The sequence below is a fragment of the Camelimonas sp. ID_303_24 genome (assembly GCF_053543495.1).
Genome location: NZ_JBLLJM010000004.1, coordinates 40731 through 60178, shown reverse-complemented (window position 1 = coordinate 60178; position 19448 = coordinate 40731). Strand labels below are relative to the sequence as shown.

Here is a 19448-nt window from a genome sequence, read left to right as displayed (position 1 = left end):
TCGCGCGCCCTGAGGCTTACGCTTTCGCTGCATGGGCCTTTGGTCGAAAGCGCCGTCCGGCGCCAGCGTGAGCATGCCTGGTTCGCCGCGTCGCCTGGCGGCCTACCAGGCCGCTTCGTAAATCGCCAGCGCATCGGCTTCTGAAACCGGGCGCGGATTGTTGACCAGCAACCGGGTCTGCTTCATGGCGTCGCGCGCCAGTTCGGGCAGAACATCCCTGGAGGCGCCGTGAGCCACCTCGCGCAGGCGCGACGGCAGGCCGATTTCGTCAATCAGATGGGCCAGCGCGTCGGCCAGGGCCAGGCCGCGTTTCGACGCCGGCGTTGCGGCGAGGAACGGAAACAGCGCCGGCGCGATCCCGGCGCAGGCGCCGCCATCGGTTGCACAGTTGAAACGCAGCACATGCGGCAGCACCAGCGCGTTGGACAGGCCATGCGCCACGTGGAAGTGCGCCCCGACCGGATAGGCCAGCGCATGCACGGCGGCCACGGGCGAATTGGCGAAAGCCTGGCCGGCCAGCATGGCGCCGAGCATCATCTGGCAGCGCGCCTCGGGGTGGCTGCCCTCGCGCACGGCGGAGCGGATGCCGTCGCCGAGCAGGCGCAACGCCTCGCGGGCCAGCAGCCGCGACAGCGGATTGTTGTTGGGGCTGAGCGATTCGTGCGCCTCGATGGCGTGCACCATGGCGTCGACGCCCGTAGCGGCGGTGACATGGTGCGGCAGGCCATAGGTCAGTTCCGGATCGAGCAGCGCCACATCCGGCAACAGCAGCGGCGACACGACGCCCTGCTTCTCGCGGGCGCTGGTGGTCACCACCGCCACCGGCGTCACCTCGGAGCCAGTGCCCGCCGTGGTCGGAACCAGCATCAGCGGCAGGCGCGGCCCGGCCGCCTTGCCGACGCCATAGATATCGCCCAGCGCCGCGCCGGAGCGCGCCAGCAACGCCACCAGCTTGGCCGTATCCATGGGCGAGCCGCCGCCGAAGCCGATCACCGCCGTCGCCCCCATGGCCCGCGCCTGCGCCACGGCGGCCAGCACCACCGCTTCGGGCGGATCGGCGACGACGCCGTCGAACACTTCTGCGGCAAGACCAGCGGCGCGCAGGGAGCGCAAGGCCGGGTCAAGCAGATGCGCGGCGATGACGCCCTGGTCCGTCACCACCAGCAGTCGGGCGCGGCCGCCATCAGAAACCGCTCCGCCAAGCCGCTGCAGCGCCAGTTCGCCAATGCGTTCTGAAACGCCGGGGCCGAAAACGATGGAATGCGCGGTGTCGAAGGTGAACGGCTTCATGACGACAGCTCCCGTCATGCAGGAGCATTCACGGCTCTGCAGCCAAACGGCCGAGGTCCCGTCGCTCCGGCGTTATCTGTCGGAGCGTCCGGGCGGCCAGGCGTTGTCGCCGGCCAGGACAGGCTCCGCTTCGCTGGAGACGGCGCGCATGGGGCTCATGCCCCTGGACGCGACCCGCTGGCAGCGTCCGGCAAGCCTGGCCCCAATTTGTCCAGATGTCATCCGTCCCGCGGATCATTTTCCCGCCAGGAGTGCTGTCAGAAGTTCTGTCAGGGGCGCGGTTCGCATCCGCGCGACGATATCCCGTCAACGCCTGCGGTCCGGAACCGGCGCCATGGCGGCGGCGTCCACTTTCAGGGCGTCGATGAGGCGGGCTTTGGCGGAGCCGGGCCGCAGCGGTTTCTGCTGGCTCTCATGCGGCGCCCAGCCCGACATCCACACCAGCTCGAAGGTGGCCCGCACCCGCCCGTCCGGGTCGGAGAAGCGTTGCAGATACACCTCGGCCATGCGCATCAGCGTGTCGCGGCGCAAGGGCTTGCGCAGCCGGTCGACCAGGGCGTTGCCGGCGCCCATGGCGCGCAGGTCGGCGGCGAGGCGCAGGGGGTGGCCATAGCGCACCGTCAGGCTTTCCAGGTCAGCCACCGGCAGGGCGAAGCCGGCGCGTTGCAGCAGGGCGCCCATGTCGCGCACGTCGGCGAAGGGGGCCACGCGCGGGCTGACGCCGCCGGTGGTCTCTGCCTCCGCCTGGGTGAAGGCCTGGCGCAGTTCCGTGAGCGTCGCGCCGCCAGGCAGGCAACCAATGAACAGGCCGTCTGGCTTCAACACCCGGCGCAGCTGCGCCATGGCTCCCGGCAGGTCGTTCACGCCCTGCAATGACAGCACGCCGACAATCAGATCGAAGGATTCCGGCGCGAACGGCAAGGCCTCCTCATCGACCACCACGTCGCCGCCGAGCCCCTGGCCAACGGGCGCGCGCACCACCCGCGCCACGCCGCGCCGGCGCAACACATCGCGCACCTGTTCGCCAGGACCGCCAAGATCGAGGGCGCAGGAGAAATCGCGTTTGATCGCCGACAGGCGCAGGTCGAGATCCTCGGCCACCCGGTCGACCAGAAAATCCGCCAGCCCCGCCCGGGCCGCGCGCTCCAGATAACGGCGCGCCAGGGGGCGATCGAAAACCAGCGGGGCGGCGTGCCCCTGGGGCGTATCTGGCGCGGACATGCGGCTTTCCTGTTCCGGGCTTCCGGCTCCGGCGGCTTCCGGCGCGCCGCGTCCGTGGATGGCGCGAATTCCGCTTCATCCAGCGCGGCGGCGCGATCTATGATGCCGCTTATATGGCGGTGGCCAGTCCACGGTCAAAGCAGGGGCAGCCGGCATGACGGATATCCCGGAAGATGACAGCGAACGCGGCCCGCCGGCCTGGCGGCGATTTCCGGCCCTGCTCGCCGGTCTCCGCCGCGCTGGCCTCGATGCCCTGTATCCGCCCATCTGCCTGCATTGCAGCCAGGCGGTCAGCGCGCCGCACGCCCTGTGCCCCGCCTGCTGGCGCGGCCTCGGCTTCATCACCCGGCCCTGTTGTGAGCGCCTCGGCGCGCCATTCGCCGCCGATCCTGGCGCGGCGACGGTGTCGCCGGCGGCCATTGCTGATCCGCCGCCATGGGGCAGGGCGCGCGCGGCGGTGCGCTATGAAGGCGTGGCGCGCGATCTGGTGCACGCGATGAAATTCGGCGATCGCTCTGATATCGCCCATCTGCTCGGCCGGATGATGGCCGCGGCCGGCGGCGAGTTGCTGGCGGAGGCGGATCTGGTCACGCCAACGCCGCTGCACCGGACGCGTCTGTGGAGCCGGCGCTTCAACCAGGCGGCGGCGCTGGCGGCGGCGGTGAGCCGCCATGGCGGCCCGCCTGCGGCGCCAGACCTGCTGCGCCGCGTCCGCCGCACCGCGCCGCAGGTCGGGCTGACGCGCACCGCGCGGGCCAGCAATCTGCGCGGCGCTTTCGCGGCGGCGCCTGGCGCCGGCGCCGTGGTCGCTGGCCGGCGGGTCTTGCTGGTGGACGACGTCATGACCTCCGGCGCCACCGCCGCCGCCGCAACGCGCGCGCTGCTGAAGGCCGGCGCGGCCCAGGTCGACGTGCTCACCTTCGCCCTGGTGGTCCGCGCCGGATGAACATCATCGGATGGACGGGTGACGGCGACCGCGCGGCGGGCCATATACTGGTCCGGACAGTTCGCATGACGGTTTTCAGGGAGTTTGCGGTGCCGCACATCACCATTTACACCAAATCCACCTGCCCCTATTGCCACGCGGCCAAGCAGTTGCTGGGCGCCAAGGGCGCGGCGTTCGAGGAAATCGACATCCTGCAGCATCCTGAGCAGCGGGCGACGATGATCGACCGCGCTGGCGGTCGCACCACCGTGCCGCAGATCTTTATTGGCGGGCAGCACGTGGGCGGCAGCGATGATTTGCATGCGCTCGACGCCGCCGGCAAACTTGATCCGCTGCTGAACGGTTGAGGCGTTTTTGCGCGATGTGGGCGGCGCTTGGCGCCAGCACGACTGTTTCAGAGATACGCGCGCAAGGGCAATGCCTGGCTTTCAGGGATCGCGTTTTGCCCTGACGGCGCCGCGCCGGGAAGGAAGTGGCCATGACCGAGGAAGCAGGGCCTGTCAGCGCATCCGGGGCACAGGATGAGTCTGCGCCGGCGACCGGGGTGACGCGCGGGCCCGATCGCCGCGGCGCGCCGCCAACCACGCCGCTGACCGTCGCCTGCGTGCAGATGCGCTCCAGCCGCGATCCGGTGGAGAACCGTGAAACCGCCCTCCGCCTGATTGGCGAGGCGGCGGACGCCGGCGCGACCTATATCCAGACCCCGGAAATGACCGGCCTTGTCGAGCGCGCCCGCGCCGACCTGATGGAGAAGATCCACAGCGAGGACGAGGACCCGCTGATACCCGCCGTCCAGGATCTGGCGCGGCGGCGCGGCCTGACCGTCCATATCGGCTCGCTGGCCCTGCGCGCCGGCGACAAGGTCGCCAATCGGGCCATCGTCATCGGCGCCAGCGGCGACATCGTCGCCACCTATGACAAGATCCACCTGTTCGATGTTGATCTGCCCAATGGCGAGAGCTGGCGCGAATCACGCACCTATACGGGCGGCGACGTCGCTCCGGTGGTGAGCACGCCGGCCGGGCGCGTCGGCGTCACCATTTGCTACGATCTGCGCTTTCCCTATCTGTACCGGGCCCTTGCGGAAGCTGGCGCCGAGATTCTGACCGCGCCCGCCTGCTTCACCCGCCAGACCGGCGAGGCGCACTGGCAGGTGCTGCAACGGGCGCGGGCCATCGAGAACGGCGCCTTCGTCATCTCGGCGGCCCAGGGCGGCCGGCATGAGGATGGCCGCGAAACCTATGGCCATTCGATCATCGTCGACCCGTGGGGCGTGGTGCTGGCGGAGGCCGGCGATGCGCCCGGCGTCATTCTGGCCAGCGTCGATCTGGCGGCGGTGACGGCGGCGCGCCAGCGCATCCCGGCCCTGGAGCACACCCGGCCGTTTTCGGTGCGGCGGGTTGGCTGAGGCGTCTGGTGGAAATGTCCGGGGAAAGCGCTTATCTGACGTCTGTATGACGACATCCGCCATGGGCCGACGACCACGGGCCAGGGGATGGCGTCGCCACCATCATTCTGGCTGGCTTCGCCGGCCGGCAGATACGGGCGAGAGAGGCCGCCGCGCGGATGATCCGTTACTCGTTGGCCTGCGATCAGGGGCACGAATTCGACAGCTGGTTTGCCGACAGCCAGGCCTATGACGCCCAGGCGGCGGCAGGGTTTGTCTCATGTCCCCAGTGCGGTTCGCTGAAGGTTGGCAAGACCATCATGGCGCCGGCGCTGGCCCGCTCCGCCTCGCATGATCGCGTTGTCGCAACTGAAGTCCCCGCCGCGCCGGCCGGACCGGCGCAGCCGGTGGCGGCTGTTCCTGACCCCATGAGCGACGAAGCCGCCCGGCGGGTGCGGGCGGTGATGCGCGCCGTGCGCCACTACGTGGTGCAGAACACCGTCGACGTCGGCGCGCAGTTTCCGGACGAGGCGAGGCGCATTCATTCCGGCGAGGCCGAGGCGCGGGCCATCCGCGGCGAGGCGCGTCCGGAAGAGGTGCGGGCGCTGCTGGAGGAGGGCGTCGACATCATGCCGCTGCCCGCCCTCCCTGATGACCTGAACTGACCGGCGTCTCACGACGCGGGCGCCGCAACGGCCTGGCGCCGCAGGCAGGCATATTGCAGGGCGGCCAGCGCCGCGACCCACACCGCCTGGGCAACGACAAACGCCATCCCGAAGGCGTTGGGCGTCACCCAGCCGGCGGCGATGATCGCGACCGACTCAATCGCCCATAACGCGTTGCAGACAATGACCGCCATGACAGCGGCTTTTGGCGCATGCGCCCGGCGGGCCAGCAGCCCGACGGCGCCGCCGAAGACAATGAGGAACACGCCGGCGTAACGCAGCAGTGGTTCCGGCAGCGCCAGCAGCGACGCCAGGTGGCCGCCGCCGATCGCCATCAGCGCGCCGGCGCCAAGGCAGGTCACGGCGTCGAGGGCGAGAAGGTTGCGCAGCATGGGGCTGGGCTGAAAACGGGTCATGACGGATCTCCTTCAATACGATGCTGGCCGACAAGGCGTTGGCTAATGCGGCGTTGGCCGATGAGATGCTGGACGCCAGCGGGCTCCGGGCATGTCGCCGGCCCCGCCGCGGCGCGCGTCAGCCGGCTGGCGGCGGATCGCCGGGCTTCTGGTCGATGAAGCCGGTCACGCTGCTGAACCGCCCGCCATCGACGCGGGCGAAATCGGTGCCGGCGACGACGGAAGGGCCGCCTGCCGGCCCCAGCGACCAGGAGAAGCGCACGCAATCGCCGGTGGCTTCGGGCGCGCCGCGCAAACTGAATGACAAGCCGGCAAACTGTTGCTGCGCCGCGCCGACCATGCCGGAGATGCCGTCAGGCCCTTCGCTGGCCATCAGCGGATCGAGATAGGCCGCCGCGCTGGTGAAGAGCTCCGCGGCAAGCGTCTGCCGCCGCGCGGCGTCGGCCTCGTTCCACAAGGCGATGTAGTGGGTCGCCAGGCGGTGGGCGGCCTCCGTCGGGATATGGGCTTGCGGTTGCATGACGTTTCCTTTCGCGCTGATCCAGAAGCGGACCGTGACGCCATCATGCGCAGCCCCATGAGGACTGGCGATTACGCGGGAGGTAACGGCGGCGACAAAACTGTCATGATGGCTGTCATGGGCGCCGCCCTGGCGGCGGACTGGACCATGGCGGCGCGACCATGCACATTGCCGGCAACGCGATAATGGCGGTTCGGCCAAACATATCCGGCGGCTGTCGACCGCCGGCTGGGGGATGGGGCAATGGAGCTGGCGCAAGACGGTGATGCTGGAAACAACGGGGGCGGGGCGTTGCATCCGCTGGATGAGGCGACGCGCCTGACATGGACAGGCGATGGCTTCACCGGCCTGATGACGCGTTCGTACTGGAATTTCGCCGGTCCCTATGGCGGGCTGACAGCCGCCCTGATGATGCGGGCGCTGCTGCTGCACCCGGAGCGGCGCGGCGATCCCATCGCCTTCACGGTCAACTACTGCGCCACCATCGCTGAAGGTCCGCTGCGCATCAGTCTGAGGGCGGCCCGCAGCAACAGGTCGACCCAGCACTGGTTCCTGGAGCTTTCCCAGGGCGATGACGCCCCGGCCATCACCGCCACCGCCATTTGCGGCGCCCGCCCCGAAACCTGGAGCCATCGCCCGGCGCAGCCGCCGCCGCTGCCGCCCGAGGCGGAGCTGGTGCGTTTTCCCTGGGAAAAGTCGCCCTGCGCCTGGATGGCCCGCTACGACGTGCGGCTTGACCGCTACACGCCGCTGGGGCCGCAGCCCCTGGCGGAGCCGGTCGCCGGCGCCCAGACCGGCCTGATGCGCGACGAGCCGCCAAGACCCCTCGATTTCGTTTCGCTGGCCGCCTTTGCCGACTGCTTTTTCGCCCGGGTGTTCGTGGCGCGCGGCGCGCTGATGCCGGTGGGCACCATCTCCATGACCACCTGGTTCCACGCCACCGCCGCTGATCTGGCGCGACAGGGCGCGGCGCCGCTGCTCGGCCACGCCGATACGCGGATTTACACCCACGGTTATCACGACCAGTCGGCGGAGTTGTGGGGGAGCGATGGAACCCTGCTGGCCACCAGCCATCAGCTGGTCTATTTCCGCGATCCGCCTGTGCATCCCGCTTGACGGCGGCGTGCAAACAGGGCGCCATACGCGACAAGGTCTGGCCGGAGCGAAGGTCCGGAAGCCAGACATATCGGGAGGAACACATGCTTGGTTACATGACGCTCGGCTCCAACAATCTGGAAGCCGCTGGCAAGTTTTATGACGCCATTGCCGCTGATCTCGGCGCCAAGCGCACCGTCAATAACGATCGCATGATTGGCTGGGGCCGCAAGGGCGCCGCCGGAATCATGATCTGCAAGCCCTATGACGGCAAGGCGGCAACCGTGGGCAATGGCGTGATGCCGGCGCTCGCCGCGCCGGACCGCGCCGCCGTTGACAAGGCTTACAAAACCGCTCTGGCCAATGGCGCCACGGACGAAGGCGCGCCCGGCGAGCGCATGCCGACCTTCTACGGCGCCTATTTCCGTGATCCGGAAGGCAACAAGGTCTGCGTGTTCCACATGGGCTGAACTGACGCGGGCTGAAACATTTCGCCCGGGTTCATACGAAAACTGGCCGGCGACGCCGGCCAGTTCTTTTTTGTCCGCTCGCCGCAACATTTTCGCGCAAGGGGGGCGCCACGCCACGCGCGGACGGGCGTTCTGACGCGCGCCCTGAACGGCGCCCTAAATTGCCCGTGCGTCGCGCAGGCGCGCGATTTCCGCGTCATCAACACCGATGCTGCGCAGGATCTGGTCGGTGTGTTCGCCGTTCAGGGGCGCCCGCGAGCGGATTTCGCCCGGGGTGCGCGACAGAACCATGGGCGGCTGCGGCAGCAATGCGGCCTGGTCCATGCCGGGGAAATCGACCGGCTGCAGATAGCCGGTTTCCTGCAGGTGCTGGTCATCAAGCACTTCCTGCGGCGTCAGCACCGGCGCGGCGGGGATGCGCGCCTGCGCCAGCGCGGTAATCGCCTCGTCGGTGGTGCGCTCCGCCAGCCAGGCGCCAAGCCGGGCGCTGATCAGCGGGGCGTTCTCGCCGCGCAGCAGATCGTTGGCGAATTTCGGATCGTTCAGCCAGTAGTCCTCGTCGCCCACCAGTTTCGCCCAGCGTTTGTAGATGGGCTGTCCGGTGACGGCGACAAGCACGTGCCCGTCTTTCGTCGGCAGGATGTCGGAGGGGGCGGAGGTCTGGCCGCGGTTGCCGGTTGGCGTGCGGTTGATCTGCAGGGCGGCCTGCTCAATGAGGGTCGAGCCCATCATGTTGACGGCCGTGCGCAGCAGGGCGCCCTCGACGACTTGCCCCTTGCCGGTGCGCGCCCGGTCCATCAGCGCAATCAGCGCGCCGAAGGCCATGCCGAAGGCGGTGCCGAAGTCCACATAGGGCGCGGCGGCCCGCACCGGCTGGCCAGGCTGGCCGGTCATATAAGCGGCGCCCGACATGGCCTGGCCGATGGAATCAAAACCAACCCGGTCGCGATAGGGGCCCACGGCGCCGAAGGCCGAGGCGGTGACCAGGATGATGTCCGGCTTCACCGCCGTCAGGCTGTCATAGTCCAGCTTCATGGCGCGCAGCGTTTCCGGCGGCAGGTTGGCGACGACGATGTCGGCGGAGGCGACCAGCTTGCGGACGATGGCGGCGCCATCCTCGCTCATGGGATCAAGCGTCATGCCGCGCTTGTTGCGGTTCATCTGCATGAACATGCCGCCCGCGCCGGACTCGCAGATCGGCGCGATGTAACGGTCCTCGCCGCCCTCGCGCTTTTCGATGCGGATGACGTCGGCGCCGAAATCCGCCAGCAGCGCGGCGCAATAGGGGCCGGCGATGAAGCGGCCAAAATCCAGCACGCGGACGCCGGACAGCACCTGCGACATGACTTTCCTCCCAATATGTTACGGGTCTTCGCCCTTCGCCCGCACTCTAGGGGAGCATCGCTCGCAGTGGAATTGAATTTCGCTCGAGCCGATGCGGCGCCGGATGCCGCGCCTGCGCCCAGGCCCCGCCGCCCGCGATCCCCAGGAGACGCCTCCCCGCCATGAAAGGGGCGCTCCCCGGCGATGCGGAGGGATGCTGAAACCGGCCCGGCGCATGGGCTTGCGCCCCGCACCGGCCTGGCGATGCCGGTCAGCCGCGCGCGTGCATGGCGCCTTGCCAGCATCCAGCCTGACGCATTGCCGGCGCTTTCTGGATGTGACTGGCGCATGCGAGGCGGGGCGGGGCGGGCCGGAGTGGGGCGGGCCAACGCCCGCAGGGCCCAGATATCGGGCTGATAAAAAAAATGCGCCCCCTCTGGTGTTGCCGGCCAGCAACACCCAGATACACTATGCGCTGGCGCCTTGCGTCAGCAACGTATTCCGGCGGTCGCCTCCCGAGGGGCCGCCATTGCGGGTCGCTCCATATGCGGGGACCCGAAAGGAGATGCGCATGAACATTGACAAATACACCGACCGCTCGAAGGGCTTTCTCCAGTCGGCGCAGGGGTTGGCCCTGCGCGAAAATCACCAGCAGTTCACGCCCGAGCACCTGCTGAAGGTGCTGCTGGATGATCCGGAGGGGCTCGCCGCAGGTCTGATTGACCGCGCAGGCGGCAATTCGCGTCAGGCCCTGCAACAGACCGAGCAGGCGCTGGCCCGCCTGCCGAAGGTGCAGGGCGGCAGCGGCCAGGTGTATCTCTCGCCGGCGCTGGCCCGCGTCTTCGAGGCCGCCGAGAAGGCCGCCGACAAGGCTGGCGACAGCTTCGTCACGGTTGAACGGCTGCTGCTGGCGCTGGCCATCGAGAAGGACAGCGAGGCCGGCAAGGCGCTGGCGGCCGCTGGCGTCACCGCCCAGGGTCTCAATGCCGCCATCGAGGCGCTGCGCAAGGGCCGCACGGCGGATTCCGCCTCGGCCGAGCAGGCCTATGACGCCCTGAAGAAATACGCCCGCAACCTCACCCAGGCCGCCCGCGAGGGCAAGATCGACCCGGTGATCGGCCGCGACGAGGAAATCCGCAGGACGATTCAGGTGCTGTCGCGGCGCACCAAGAACAATCCGGTGCTCATCGGCGAGCCGGGTGTCGGCAAGACCGCCATCGTTGAGGGGCTCGCCCGCCGCATCGTCGATGGCGACGTGCCCGAGAGCCTGCGCGACAAGCAGTTGCTGGCCCTCGACATGGGTTCGCTGATCGCCGGCGCGAAATATCGCGGCGAGTTCGAGGAGCGGCTGAAGAGCGTGCTGGAGGAGGTGCAGTCCGCCGAGGGCAACATCATCCTGTTCATCGACGAGATGCACACCCTGGTGGGCGCCGGCAAGACTGACGGGGCCATGGACGCCTCCAATTTGCTGAAGCCGGCGCTGGCGCGCGGCGAATTGCACTGCGTTGGCGCCACCACGCTGGATGAGTACCGCAAGCACGTGGAGAAGGACCCGGCGCTGGCGCGGCGTTTCCAGCCAGTGTTCGTCTCCGAGCCGACGGTAGAGGACACCATCTCGATCCTGCGCGGCCTGAAGGAGCGCTATGAGCAGCACCACGGCGTGCGCATCCAGGACGCGTCCCTGGTCGCCGCCGCCACGCTGTCCAACCGCTACATCACCGACCGCTTCCTGCCGGACAAGGCCATCGACCTGATCGACGAGGCCGCCGCCCGCCTGCGCATGCAGGTGGACAGCAAGCCGGAGGAACTCGATTCGATTGACCGCGAGGTGGTTCGCCTGAAGATCGAGGCCGAAGCCCTGAAGAAGGAGAGCGACGCCGGTTCGAAGGACCGCCTCGCCCGTCTGGAAAAGGAGCTGGCCGATCTTGAGGAGCAGTCTTCCGCCCTGACCGCCAAATGGCAGGCGGAGAAAGACAAGCTCGGCAAGGCCGCTGACCTGAAGCGCAAGCTGGATGAAGCCCGCAACGAGCTGGCGATCGCCCAGCGGCGCGGCGAATACCAGCGCGCCGGCGAACTGACCTACAGTGTCATTCCTGGCCTGGAGAAGGAGCTGTCCGACACCGAAAACAGCGGCAAGGACGTGGTGCAGGAGGCGGTGACGCCCGACAACATCGCCCAGGTGGTGTCGCGCTGGACCGGCGTGCCCGTCGACCGGATGCTGGAGGGGGAGCGCGACAAGCTGCTGCGCATGGAAGAGGCGCTGGCGAAGCGCGTCGTCGGCCAGCGCGAGGCGGTGGTCGCCGTGTCGACGGCGGTGCGGCGCGCCCGCGCCGGTCTGCAGGACCCGAACCGGCCGATCGGCTCGTTCATGTTCCTGGGGCCGACGGGCGTCGGCAAGACCGAGCTGACCAAGGCGCTGGCGTCGTTCATGTTCGACGACGAGAACGCCATGGTGCGCCTCGACATGTCCGAGTACATGGAGAAGCACTCGGTGTCGCGGCTGATCGGCGCGCCTCCTGGCTATGTCGGCTATGAGGAAGGCGGCTCGCTGACCGAAGCGGTGCGGCGCCGGCCCTATCAGGTGGTGCTGTTCGACGAGGTGGAGAAGGCGCATCCGGACGTGTTCAACGTGCTGTTGCAGGTGCTTGACGATGGCCGCCTGACCGATGGCCAGGGCCGCACCGTCGACTTCCGCAACACGCTGATCATCATGACCTCCAACCTGGGGGCCGAATATCTGGTCAACCAGAAGGATGGCGAGGATTCGGATGCGGTGCGCGATGAGGTGATGGCGGTGGTGCGCAGCCACTTCCGGCCGGAGTTCCTCAACCGCGTCGACGAGATCATCCTGTTCCACAGGCTGAAGCGCGACCAGATGGGAGCGATCGTCGACATCCAGCTGAAGCGCCTGGCGCGGCTGCTGGAGGAGCGCAAGATCACGCTTGAGGTCAGCGACGAGGCGCGCGACTGGCTGGCGGGGCGCGGCTATGATCCGGCTTACGGCGCCCGTCCGCTGAAGCGGGTGGTGCAGAAGAACGTGCAGGATCCGCTGGCCGAGCTGATCCTGGCCGGCAACGTGAAGGATGGCGATGTGGTGCCGGTGAACGCCGGGCCGCTTGGCCTGACGGTTGGCGACATGGCGGTTGGCTCGGAAGCCGGCCGCCCCGCCGGCGCCGCCCTGAACTGAGGCGCAAACGCAAACTGAACGAACGCCGGGCCGCTCGCCCGGCGTTCGCGTTTATGGAGTTTCCGCTTCGCCCGGAACGGCCGGCTGGTCGTCAACGAAGCCGCAGGCCGCCAGCTGCGCCAGCATGTGCGGCGGCGGCGGCGCGACGACGCTGACCGGCGGCCGGCTGGCGTAAAGCGGAATGGTCACGGAACGCGCATGCAGATGCAGGCCGGGCCCGCCATGACGCGGCGTGGCGCCGTAGACGGCGTCGCCGAGAATCGGCCAGCCCATGGCGGCGCAGTGCACGCGCAACTGGTGGGTGCGGCCGGTGACGGGCGCCAGCGCCACGAGGGCGCGCGGCGCCGCGCTGTCGGTGGATTTGCCCAGCAGGCGCCAGCGGGTGAGCGACGGCAGCCCGGCCGGATCGACCTTCATCCACCAGCCGCGATCCGGGTCGCGCTTGCCCAGCGGCAGGTCGATCTCGCCGCTCTCCGCTTCCGGGTGGCCTTCGACAACCGCCAGATAGGTCTTGTCGATGTCGCCGGCCTTGAACATGCGTCCGAGCTTGTCGAGCGCCTTGCGATGGCGGCCAAGCACCAGGCAGCCGGAGGTGTCGCGATCAAGCCGGTGGGCGAGGGCGGGGATGCGCGGCAGGCCAAAGCGCAGCGCATCGAAAGCGCTTTCCAGATCCGGCGCGTTCTTCCAGTCGGCCGCCGCCGGCCCGCGATGCACGGGCACGCCGAACGGCTTGTTGATGACGAGCATCAGCCCGTCGCGATACAGCACCCGGTCAATCATGCCGGCGCGCAGCTCGTCGAGGGTTGGGGGAGAAGGCGCGTCGGCGTGGAGCATGGTCATCATCGGGTCCGGTCGTTCGCATCGCTGTACTGCCGCGCGGCGGGCGGCGCAAATTTTGCCGGCCGCTCCCATATTCCGCCAGGTTGCGGTTGCCATCGCCGTGGCGGTGGTTAAGACCATGGATCAGGCGGGGCGCGCGGAATTCCGGCGTGGAAACAACGTGGCCGCCAGTGTTCATGGGGCCATGGGCGCGGACAGACGGACGGCGGTTGCCGGCGATCATCGGGAATGACATGAGCGACAACGACAGGAAAGGCTTCTTTTCACGATTGTTCGGCGGCAAGAAAAATGCCGGCGACGCGGAGAAGCCAGCCGGGACGCCTGAAAAGCCCGACCAGGACGCGGCAGCGCTGGATGACGCGCCAGCAGCGCCCGAAGCGGTGACGCCGGCGCCTGCGGTTGAAGCGACGCCGGCGCCAGCTGCCGAAACGCCCGTTGCGCCAGCGCCGGTTGCCCCGTCATCCGTTACGCCAGCCGCCCCAGCGTCAGCCCCGCTCGCGCCCGTGGTTCCGCCGCAACAGGCGCCTGCATCGCAGGAGGCGCCCGCGTCGCAAGAGGCGCCTGCGCAGCAAGAGGCGTCTGCGCAGCAGGAGGCGCCTGCACAGCAAGCGGCGCCCGACGCGCCAATCCCGCCGGCTTCCGCGCCGCCGCCTGCTCCGGTCCAGCCGGTCAAACAAAGCTGGTGGCAGCGGCTGAAGGGCGGCCTGTCCCGCACCTCGTCCTCGATCGGGACCGGCATCACCGATCTGTTCGTGCGCCGCAAGCTCGACGCGGCGGCGCTGGAGGATCTGGAAGACATCCTGATCCAGTCAGATCTTGGCGTCGACACCACCGACCGCATCATCAAGGCGGTCAGCGCCGGCCGTTACGACAAGGAAATCTCCGCCGAGGAGGTGAAGCAGGTGCTGGCGCGCGAGGTGGAGGCGACGCTGACGCCGGTGGCGCAGCCGCTGGTCATCGACGCGAGCCACAAGCCGTTCGTCATCCTGATGATCGGCGTCAACGGCGCCGGCAAGACCACCACCATCGGCAAGCTGGCGCAAAAATTCCGGGCCGAGGGCCGCTCGGTGATGCTGGCGGCGGGCGACACCTTCCGGGCGGCGGCCATCGAACAGCTCAAGGTCTGGGGCGAGCGCACCGGCGCGACCGTGATCGCCCGCCCGCAGGGATCGGACGCGGCGGGTCTCGCCTTCGACGCCCTGAAGGAAGCGAAGGAACGCGGCGTCGACGTGCTGATGATCGACACCGCCGGCCGCCTGCAAAACAAGGCGGGCCTGATGGCCGAGCTGGAAAAAATCGTTCGCGTGGTGAAAAAATTCGACCCCGGCGCGCCGCACGCGGCGTTGCTGGTGCTAGACGCCACCACCGGCCAGAACGCCGTCAATCAGGTGGAGATTTTCGCCAAAACCGCCGGCGTTACCGGCCTGGTGATGACCAAGCTCGACGGCACGGCGCGCGGCGGCATCCTGGTGTCGATCGCGGCGAAATCCGGCCTGCCCGTCCACTTCATCGGCGTCGGCGAGAGCGTCGATGACCTGGAGCCGTTCTCCGCCCGCGACTTCGCCCGCGCCATCGCCGGGCTGCCCGAGGAGCAATGAGGCGTTTGCCGGAGGCTGCGCGCGGCGCGTGAATGGCGCTGCCCGGGATGGCTGATGGAGCCGGTCTTGCCTGGGAGGGCCCCCGGGATCCCGGGCGGACTGACCGGCTGGTCGCCCGCCCGGTTTGCGAAGCGCCGCGATCAGCGCGCGGCGCCGCCGCCGCCATACTGGCGTATGAGTTCCTGGGCCCGCTCGCAGGCGGCCGTGCACTGCATCACGTCGCTTTGCTGGCCGCTTACCAGAAGCTTCCGGAGGCAGATGCGGATGCAGGAGGCCTGGTCGATGTCAGGGGGGCTGGCGGCTGCAACGGGGGTGACGGCGGCGAGCGCCAGGATCAGGGCAAATGTCTTCAGCATGCGGGTCCTGAAAGAGCTTTGACAGGGCAATGAATGCGCCGGGCGGCTGCAGGCCGCCCAAGCAGGTCGCCCAAGCCGGATCACGCGAAGCGTCGCCGCTTCGCGTTGCCGGATGAGATCGGGCTGGCGCAGGCGCCGGTTCAGTCGGCGGCCTGCCGGCGCAACTGGCGCATCGATGACGGGTGTATCGCCGGCTGGCGCATCCTGGCGATGTGCGCCGCTGGCTGCAGGAGGTTGCGCAACGCGCGCAGACCATCCGGGTTGCGCGGCTCACGACGGCTCAGTCCTCCCGTCGCCAGGATGATTGGATCAAGCTCGTTGAGACAATTGTCCATGCAGCTCAGATAGGCGTCTCCCCACTCTACGTCGCAGCGGTGCTCGCAGATCAGCTGGAAACGGCTTGCCTGGGCGGCGCCCGCGCACATGAGCGATGCGGCGACCAGAATGAATATCCGCATCATGGCGTCTCATGCTCCTGGCTGCTGGCGCAGATCAGCGGGCTGCAGGAACTTGCTCCCGCCGGGAAGGCGACGGTGCACATCCGGTAGCAAAGCGGCGATGCGTGAATCTGATCGGCGCGGCCGGCCGTGGTCGACAAGGCAAATCCTGCTGTCGACATGATAAATATCAAGTAAAATCGCGACAACATTGCATATCTCCATTTATTATTAAATAAATCAGGATAAAATGCATATATTATTTATTTGCATTTCATTGTTATAAATAAAAGCGTATTTGAGTAAAGTTGTGATGGTGCTTGACCGGGGCGGCGTCCATGTCGCCAGAGCCGCGATCTGGCGTCACCCTGGCGCGGGCGTTGTTCGCGCGCTGCCTTTCACGTGAAGCGGAGGACGGCGCTGATGGGACGTTCTCTCGCGACGTTCTCTCGCGACGGTCTCTTGGAGTGCGCTCTCACAACAAAGGTCCGCAGCGTCACGGCTGGACGTCGCTGGTCTTCGACCGGTCGAGCAATTGGTCGAAAATGCACAATTTGAGGCAATGACCGAGTTGCAGGGGGTGGTTGGCCGTGCAGAAGCGCCAGCACCTGTCGGCGTCGCTGTCTGTCAGGGCGCCGATGGCCGGGGTGGCCATCAGCAGGGCGCTCGCGACAAGCGCGGAGGCGCGGGGTGATGAGCAGGGGGTGGTCATGGGAGGTCCTTCCCGATGGCGGCCTTGCGCGACAAGGCGTCTGCCAGGGATCATCCCGATGATGGCGGCCTCGCCATATCCATGATTGGGGACTGCGCGCGTCCTGTCGGCTCATGGCCAAGGCCGGCCAAGAATTTTCCCGAGATCACAATCCTGGCGCCAGCCAGCCGCCCGCGCGCCGCGGCGCGCGGCATATCGCGGGCCGCCGGGGATTTTCGTCGCCACAAGGGCGAGACCGGAGGAGAGGGGACAAGGGGGCAGGGGGCCAAGGGGAAAGCCAGGAGGGCGAGGCCAGCCCCTGCCGCAAGGCCTCCAGATCCCGTCGCGCCGCTCATCCCGCAACCGGTTCCGAACAGCGCGCTGGCCGGATCAGGCCGGCCGGCGCGCCGCGTTCATCAGCCCCGGCGGTTCTGCCGGTTATTGACCAGCTCATCCACCACCGCCGGGTCCGACAGGGTCGACGTGTCGCCCAGCGCGCCGAAATCATCCTCAGCGATCTTGCGCAGGATGCGGCGCATGATCTTGCCGGAGCGGGTCTTCGGCAGATTGGGCGCGAACTGGATCAGATCCGGCGTGGCGATCGGTCCGATTTCCTGACGCACCCAGACCACCAGCTCCTTGCGCAGCGCTTCGGTCGGCTCGATGCCGGACATCAGCGTGACATAGGCGTAGATGCCCTGGCCCTTGATGTCGTGCGGATAGCCGACCACCGCCGCTTCGGAGACGCTGACATGGGCGACCAGCGCCGATTCCACCTCGGCGGTGCCCATGCGGTGGCCGGAGACATTAATGACGTCATCGACCCGGCCGGTGATCCAGTAATAGCCGTCGGCGTCGCGCCGGCAGCCGTCGCCGCTGAAATATTTGCCTGGATAGGTGGAGAAATAGGTGTCCATGAAGCGCTGGTGGTCGCCGTAGACCGTGCGCATCTGGCCGGGCCATGAGTCGGCGATCACCAGATTGCCTTCGGCCGCGCCTTCCAGCACCTTGCCATCGGCGTCAACCAGCTCGGGCCGGATGCCGAACAGCGGCAAGGTGGCGGAGCCCGGCTTCAGCGTGGTGGCGCCAGGCAGCGGGCTGATCAGCACGCCGCCGGTTTCAGTCTGCCACCAGGTGTCGACGATCGGGCAGCGGTCATCGCCGACGACCCGGTGATACCACTCCCAGGCCTCCGGGTTGATCGGCTCGCCCACCGACCCCAGCAGGCGCAACGAGGCGCGGGAGGTTGCCTTCACCGGCGCGTCGCCGGCCTGCATCAGCGAGCGCAGGGCGGTGGGAGCGGTGTAGAAGGTGTTGACCTTGTGCTTGTCGATCACCTGCCAGAACCGCGACATGTCCGGATAATTCGGCACGCCCTCGAACATCAGCGTGGTGGCGCCGTTGGTCAGCGGTCCATAGAGAATATAGCTGTGTCCGGTCACCCAGCCCACGTCGGCGGTGCACCAGTAGATGTCGCCGTCATGGTAGTCGAAGACATATTTGTGGGTGATCGAGGTGTAGACCAGATAGCCGGCGGTGGTGTGCAGCACGCCCTTCGGCTTGCCGGTGGAGCCGGACGTATACAGGATGAACAGCGGGTGCTCCGCCTCCACGTGCGCGCACGGGCACTCGGCGGTGACCATCTCGCGCGCCGCGTCGTACCAGACGTCGCGCAGCGGATCCATGGCGACATTGGCGCCGGTGCGCCGCACCACGATGACGTGGTCGACGTCGACGCCCGGCGGCAGACGGTCGATGGCGGCGTCGACATTGGCCTTCAGGGCCACCTTGCGGCCGCCGCGCAAACCTTCGTCGGCGGTGATGACGACGCGCGAGCCGCAGTCCTCGATACGGCCAGCGAGGGAATCCGGCGAGAAGCCGCCGAACACCACGGAATGCACGGCGCCGAGGCGGGCGCAGGCCAGCATGGCGTAGGCCGCCTCCGGGATCATCGGCATGTAGATGGTGACGCGATCACCCTTGCTGACATTGCGGTTGCGCAGCACGTTGGCGAAACGGCAGACCTCGTCATGCAGTTCCTGATAGGTGATGTGCTTCGACTCGGACGGATCGTCGCCTTCCCAGATGATGGCGACCTGATCGCCGCGCGTCTCCAGGTGCCGGTCGATGCAATTGTAGGCGGCGTTGGTGACGCCGTCCTCATACCAGCGGATCGACACGGCCCCGGGGGCGAAGCTGGTGTTCTTAACGCGGGTATAGGGCCTGAACCAGTCGATGCGCTGGCCATGCTCGCCCCAGAACGCCTCCGGATCGGCGACCGAGGCGTCGTACATCTCCTGGCTGGTCCGCGGATTGAGCCAGGCGCGCGCCTGCCATTCGGGAGACGGCGGATAGGTCTTGCCGTGGGACAGGTCGGTCATCGCGTGCTCCCGGAAGTTCGGCGCTGCATGGGGCTGGCCGCCCCTGGGCGCGCGTCATGTTGACGTATTGGCCGCGAGGTTAGCCGCGCGCGGCCTTGCGGCGCAAGGCGGCCAATGGATCAGGACAGTGGACCGCGCGGACGCTGCATCATTCGGCGGGCAGCCCGCCCAGTTCGCGCACCACGCGCCACTCTTCCTCCGTCACCGGTTGCACCGACAGGCGGGAATTGTTGACCAGCACCATGTCTTTCAGGCGTGGCTCGTGCTTCGCCTCTTCCAGGGTGACGGGGCGCGGCAGCGCCTCGATCGCCTTGATGTCGACCATGCCGAATTTGCCGGTCGGGTCGGTGTGATCGGGGTAATAGGGCCTGATGACCTCGACGGTTCCGACGACCGCCTTGCCCTGGTTGGAATGATAGAAAAAGCCAAGGTCGCCAACCTTCATCGCCATCATGTTCTGCTTGGCGACATGGTTGCGCACGCCATTCCAGTGCTCGCCGGCGTCGCCGCGCGCTGTCTGCTGTTCCCAGGACCACGTGTCCGGTTCAGATTTGAACAGCCAGTAAGCCATGAATCCTGCTCCTGCCGTGAGTTTCGGCGATTGATCCGCGCGCCGGGAAAAAGG

General features: G+C 68.0%; 19 protein-coding genes. 8 read left to right on the top strand and 11 right to left on the bottom strand.

The features are described 5' to 3' along the window. Positions 1 to 102: 102 nt before the first annotated feature. Both ACERNI_RS05245 and ACERNI_RS05240 read right to left on the bottom strand, forming a co-directional pair. Positions 103 to 1290, bottom strand: coding sequence for an iron-containing alcohol dehydrogenase (locus ACERNI_RS05245; RefSeq protein WP_448832317.1), 1188 nt, complete (start codon positions 1288 to 1290; stop codon positions 103 to 105). Between the two features lie 306 nt (positions 1291 to 1596). Further along, positions 1597 to 2511 carry a methyltransferase domain-containing protein gene (locus tag ACERNI_RS05240; protein ID WP_448832224.1) on the bottom strand — a complete coding sequence of 305 codons (915 nt, stop codon included), beginning with the start codon at positions 2509 to 2511 and terminating at the stop codon, positions 1597 to 1599. Positions 2512 to 2665: 154 nt separating this feature from the next. On the opposite strand from ACERNI_RS05240, the gene ACERNI_RS05235 reads away from it, so the two are divergent. The 4 genes from ACERNI_RS05235 to ACERNI_RS05220 all read left to right on the top strand — a co-directional run bounded on the left by ACERNI_RS05235 (position 2666) and on the right by ACERNI_RS05220 (position 5509). Beyond that, positions 2666 to 3457 carry a ComF family protein gene (locus ACERNI_RS05235; RefSeq protein WP_448832223.1) on the top strand — a complete coding sequence of 264 codons (792 nt, stop codon included), beginning with the start codon at positions 2666 to 2668 and terminating at the stop codon, positions 3455 to 3457. A 65-nt stretch (positions 3458 to 3522) separates the two neighbouring features. Then, entirely contained in the window at positions 3523 to 3804 is a 282-nt protein-coding gene (gene grxC / locus ACERNI_RS05230; protein ID WP_448832222.1) for a glutaredoxin 3, read from the top strand. Positions 3805 to 3935: 131 nt separating this feature from the next. Then, entirely contained in the window at positions 3936 to 4865 is a 930-nt protein-coding gene (locus tag ACERNI_RS05225) for a carbon-nitrogen hydrolase family protein (protein ID WP_448832221.1), read from the top strand. A gap of 158 nt (positions 4866 to 5023) precedes the next feature. Then, positions 5024 to 5509, top strand: a complete 486-nt coding sequence (locus tag ACERNI_RS05220) for a DUF1178 family protein (protein WP_448832220.1) — start codon at positions 5024 to 5026, stop codon at positions 5507 to 5509. Between the two features lie 8 nt (positions 5510 to 5517). Here the strand turns inward: ACERNI_RS05220 and ACERNI_RS05215 are convergent, their stop codons facing one another. Both ACERNI_RS05215 and ACERNI_RS05210 read right to left on the bottom strand, forming a co-directional pair. Next, positions 5518 to 5925 (bottom strand): hypothetical protein, encoded by a 408-nt coding sequence (locus ACERNI_RS05215; protein ID WP_448832219.1) that lies wholly within the window; start codon positions 5923 to 5925, stop codon positions 5518 to 5520. A 118-nt stretch (positions 5926 to 6043) separates the two neighbouring features. Further along, positions 6044 to 6445 (bottom strand): nuclear transport factor 2 family protein, encoded by a 402-nt coding sequence (locus tag ACERNI_RS05210; protein WP_448832218.1) that lies wholly within the window; start codon positions 6443 to 6445, stop codon positions 6044 to 6046. Between the two features lie 243 nt (positions 6446 to 6688). Between ACERNI_RS05210 and ACERNI_RS05205 the strand changes: the two genes are divergently transcribed. Further along, positions 6689 to 7561, top strand: a complete 873-nt coding sequence (locus tag ACERNI_RS05205; RefSeq protein WP_448832217.1) for an acyl-CoA thioesterase — start codon at positions 6689 to 6691, stop codon at positions 7559 to 7561. 83 nt (positions 7562 to 7644) lie between these two features. After that, positions 7645 to 8010, top strand: a complete 366-nt coding sequence (locus ACERNI_RS05200) for a VOC family protein (RefSeq protein WP_448832216.1) — start codon at positions 7645 to 7647, stop codon at positions 8008 to 8010. Positions 8011 to 8166: 156 nt separating this feature from the next. On the opposite strand, the gene ACERNI_RS05195 is transcribed toward ACERNI_RS05200, so the two are convergent. Beyond that, positions 8167 to 9354 (bottom strand): CaiB/BaiF CoA transferase family protein, encoded by a 1188-nt coding sequence (locus tag ACERNI_RS05195; protein ID WP_448832215.1) that lies wholly within the window; start codon positions 9352 to 9354, stop codon positions 8167 to 8169. Positions 9355 to 9904: 550 nt separating this feature from the next. Between ACERNI_RS05195 and clpB the strand changes: the two genes are divergently transcribed. Next, on the top strand, positions 9905 to 12520 hold the full coding sequence (clpB, locus tag ACERNI_RS05190) for an ATP-dependent chaperone ClpB (RefSeq protein WP_448832214.1): 2616 nt from the start codon (positions 9905 to 9907) through the stop codon (positions 12518 to 12520). A gap of 51 nt (positions 12521 to 12571) precedes the next feature. On the opposite strand, the gene ACERNI_RS05185 is transcribed toward clpB, so the two are convergent. Further along, positions 12572 to 13360 (bottom strand): RluA family pseudouridine synthase, encoded by a 789-nt coding sequence (locus tag ACERNI_RS05185; RefSeq protein ID WP_448832316.1) that lies wholly within the window; start codon positions 13358 to 13360, stop codon positions 12572 to 12574. A gap of 233 nt (positions 13361 to 13593) precedes the next feature. Here ACERNI_RS05185 and ftsY point away from each other — a divergent pair, with 233 nt between their 5' ends. After that, entirely contained in the window at positions 13594 to 14958 is a 1365-nt protein-coding gene (gene ftsY / locus ACERNI_RS05180) for a signal recognition particle-docking protein FtsY (RefSeq protein WP_448832213.1), read from the top strand. A gap of 140 nt (positions 14959 to 15098) precedes the next feature. Here ftsY and ACERNI_RS05175 read toward each other — a convergent pair whose 3' ends face one another. The 5 genes from ACERNI_RS05175 to ACERNI_RS05155 all read right to left on the bottom strand — a co-directional run bounded on the left by ACERNI_RS05175 (position 15099) and on the right by ACERNI_RS05155 (position 19394). Continuing rightward, complete coding sequence (locus ACERNI_RS05175; protein WP_448832212.1) at positions 15099 to 15314, bottom strand: hypothetical protein; 216 nt, start codon at positions 15312 to 15314, stop codon at positions 15099 to 15101. A 140-nt stretch (positions 15315 to 15454) separates the two neighbouring features. After that, a complete protein-coding gene (locus tag ACERNI_RS05170) occupies positions 15455 to 15775 on the bottom strand; it encodes a hypothetical protein (RefSeq protein WP_448832211.1) in 321 nt (106 codons plus the stop codon). Between the two features lie 472 nt (positions 15776 to 16247). Further along, positions 16248 to 16463 (bottom strand): hypothetical protein, encoded by a 216-nt coding sequence (locus ACERNI_RS05165; protein ID WP_448832210.1) that lies wholly within the window; start codon positions 16461 to 16463, stop codon positions 16248 to 16250. A gap of 395 nt (positions 16464 to 16858) precedes the next feature. Continuing rightward, a complete protein-coding gene (acs, locus tag ACERNI_RS05160; protein WP_448832209.1) occupies positions 16859 to 18823 on the bottom strand; it encodes an acetate--CoA ligase in 1965 nt (654 codons plus the stop codon). A 148-nt stretch (positions 18824 to 18971) separates the two neighbouring features. Continuing rightward, the gene (locus ACERNI_RS05155) at positions 18972 to 19394 is read right to left on the bottom strand and encodes an EVE domain-containing protein (protein ID WP_448832208.1); all 423 of its coding nucleotides are present in this window, start codon (positions 19392 to 19394) and stop codon (positions 18972 to 18974) included. Positions 19395 to 19448: the final 54 nt, after the last annotated feature.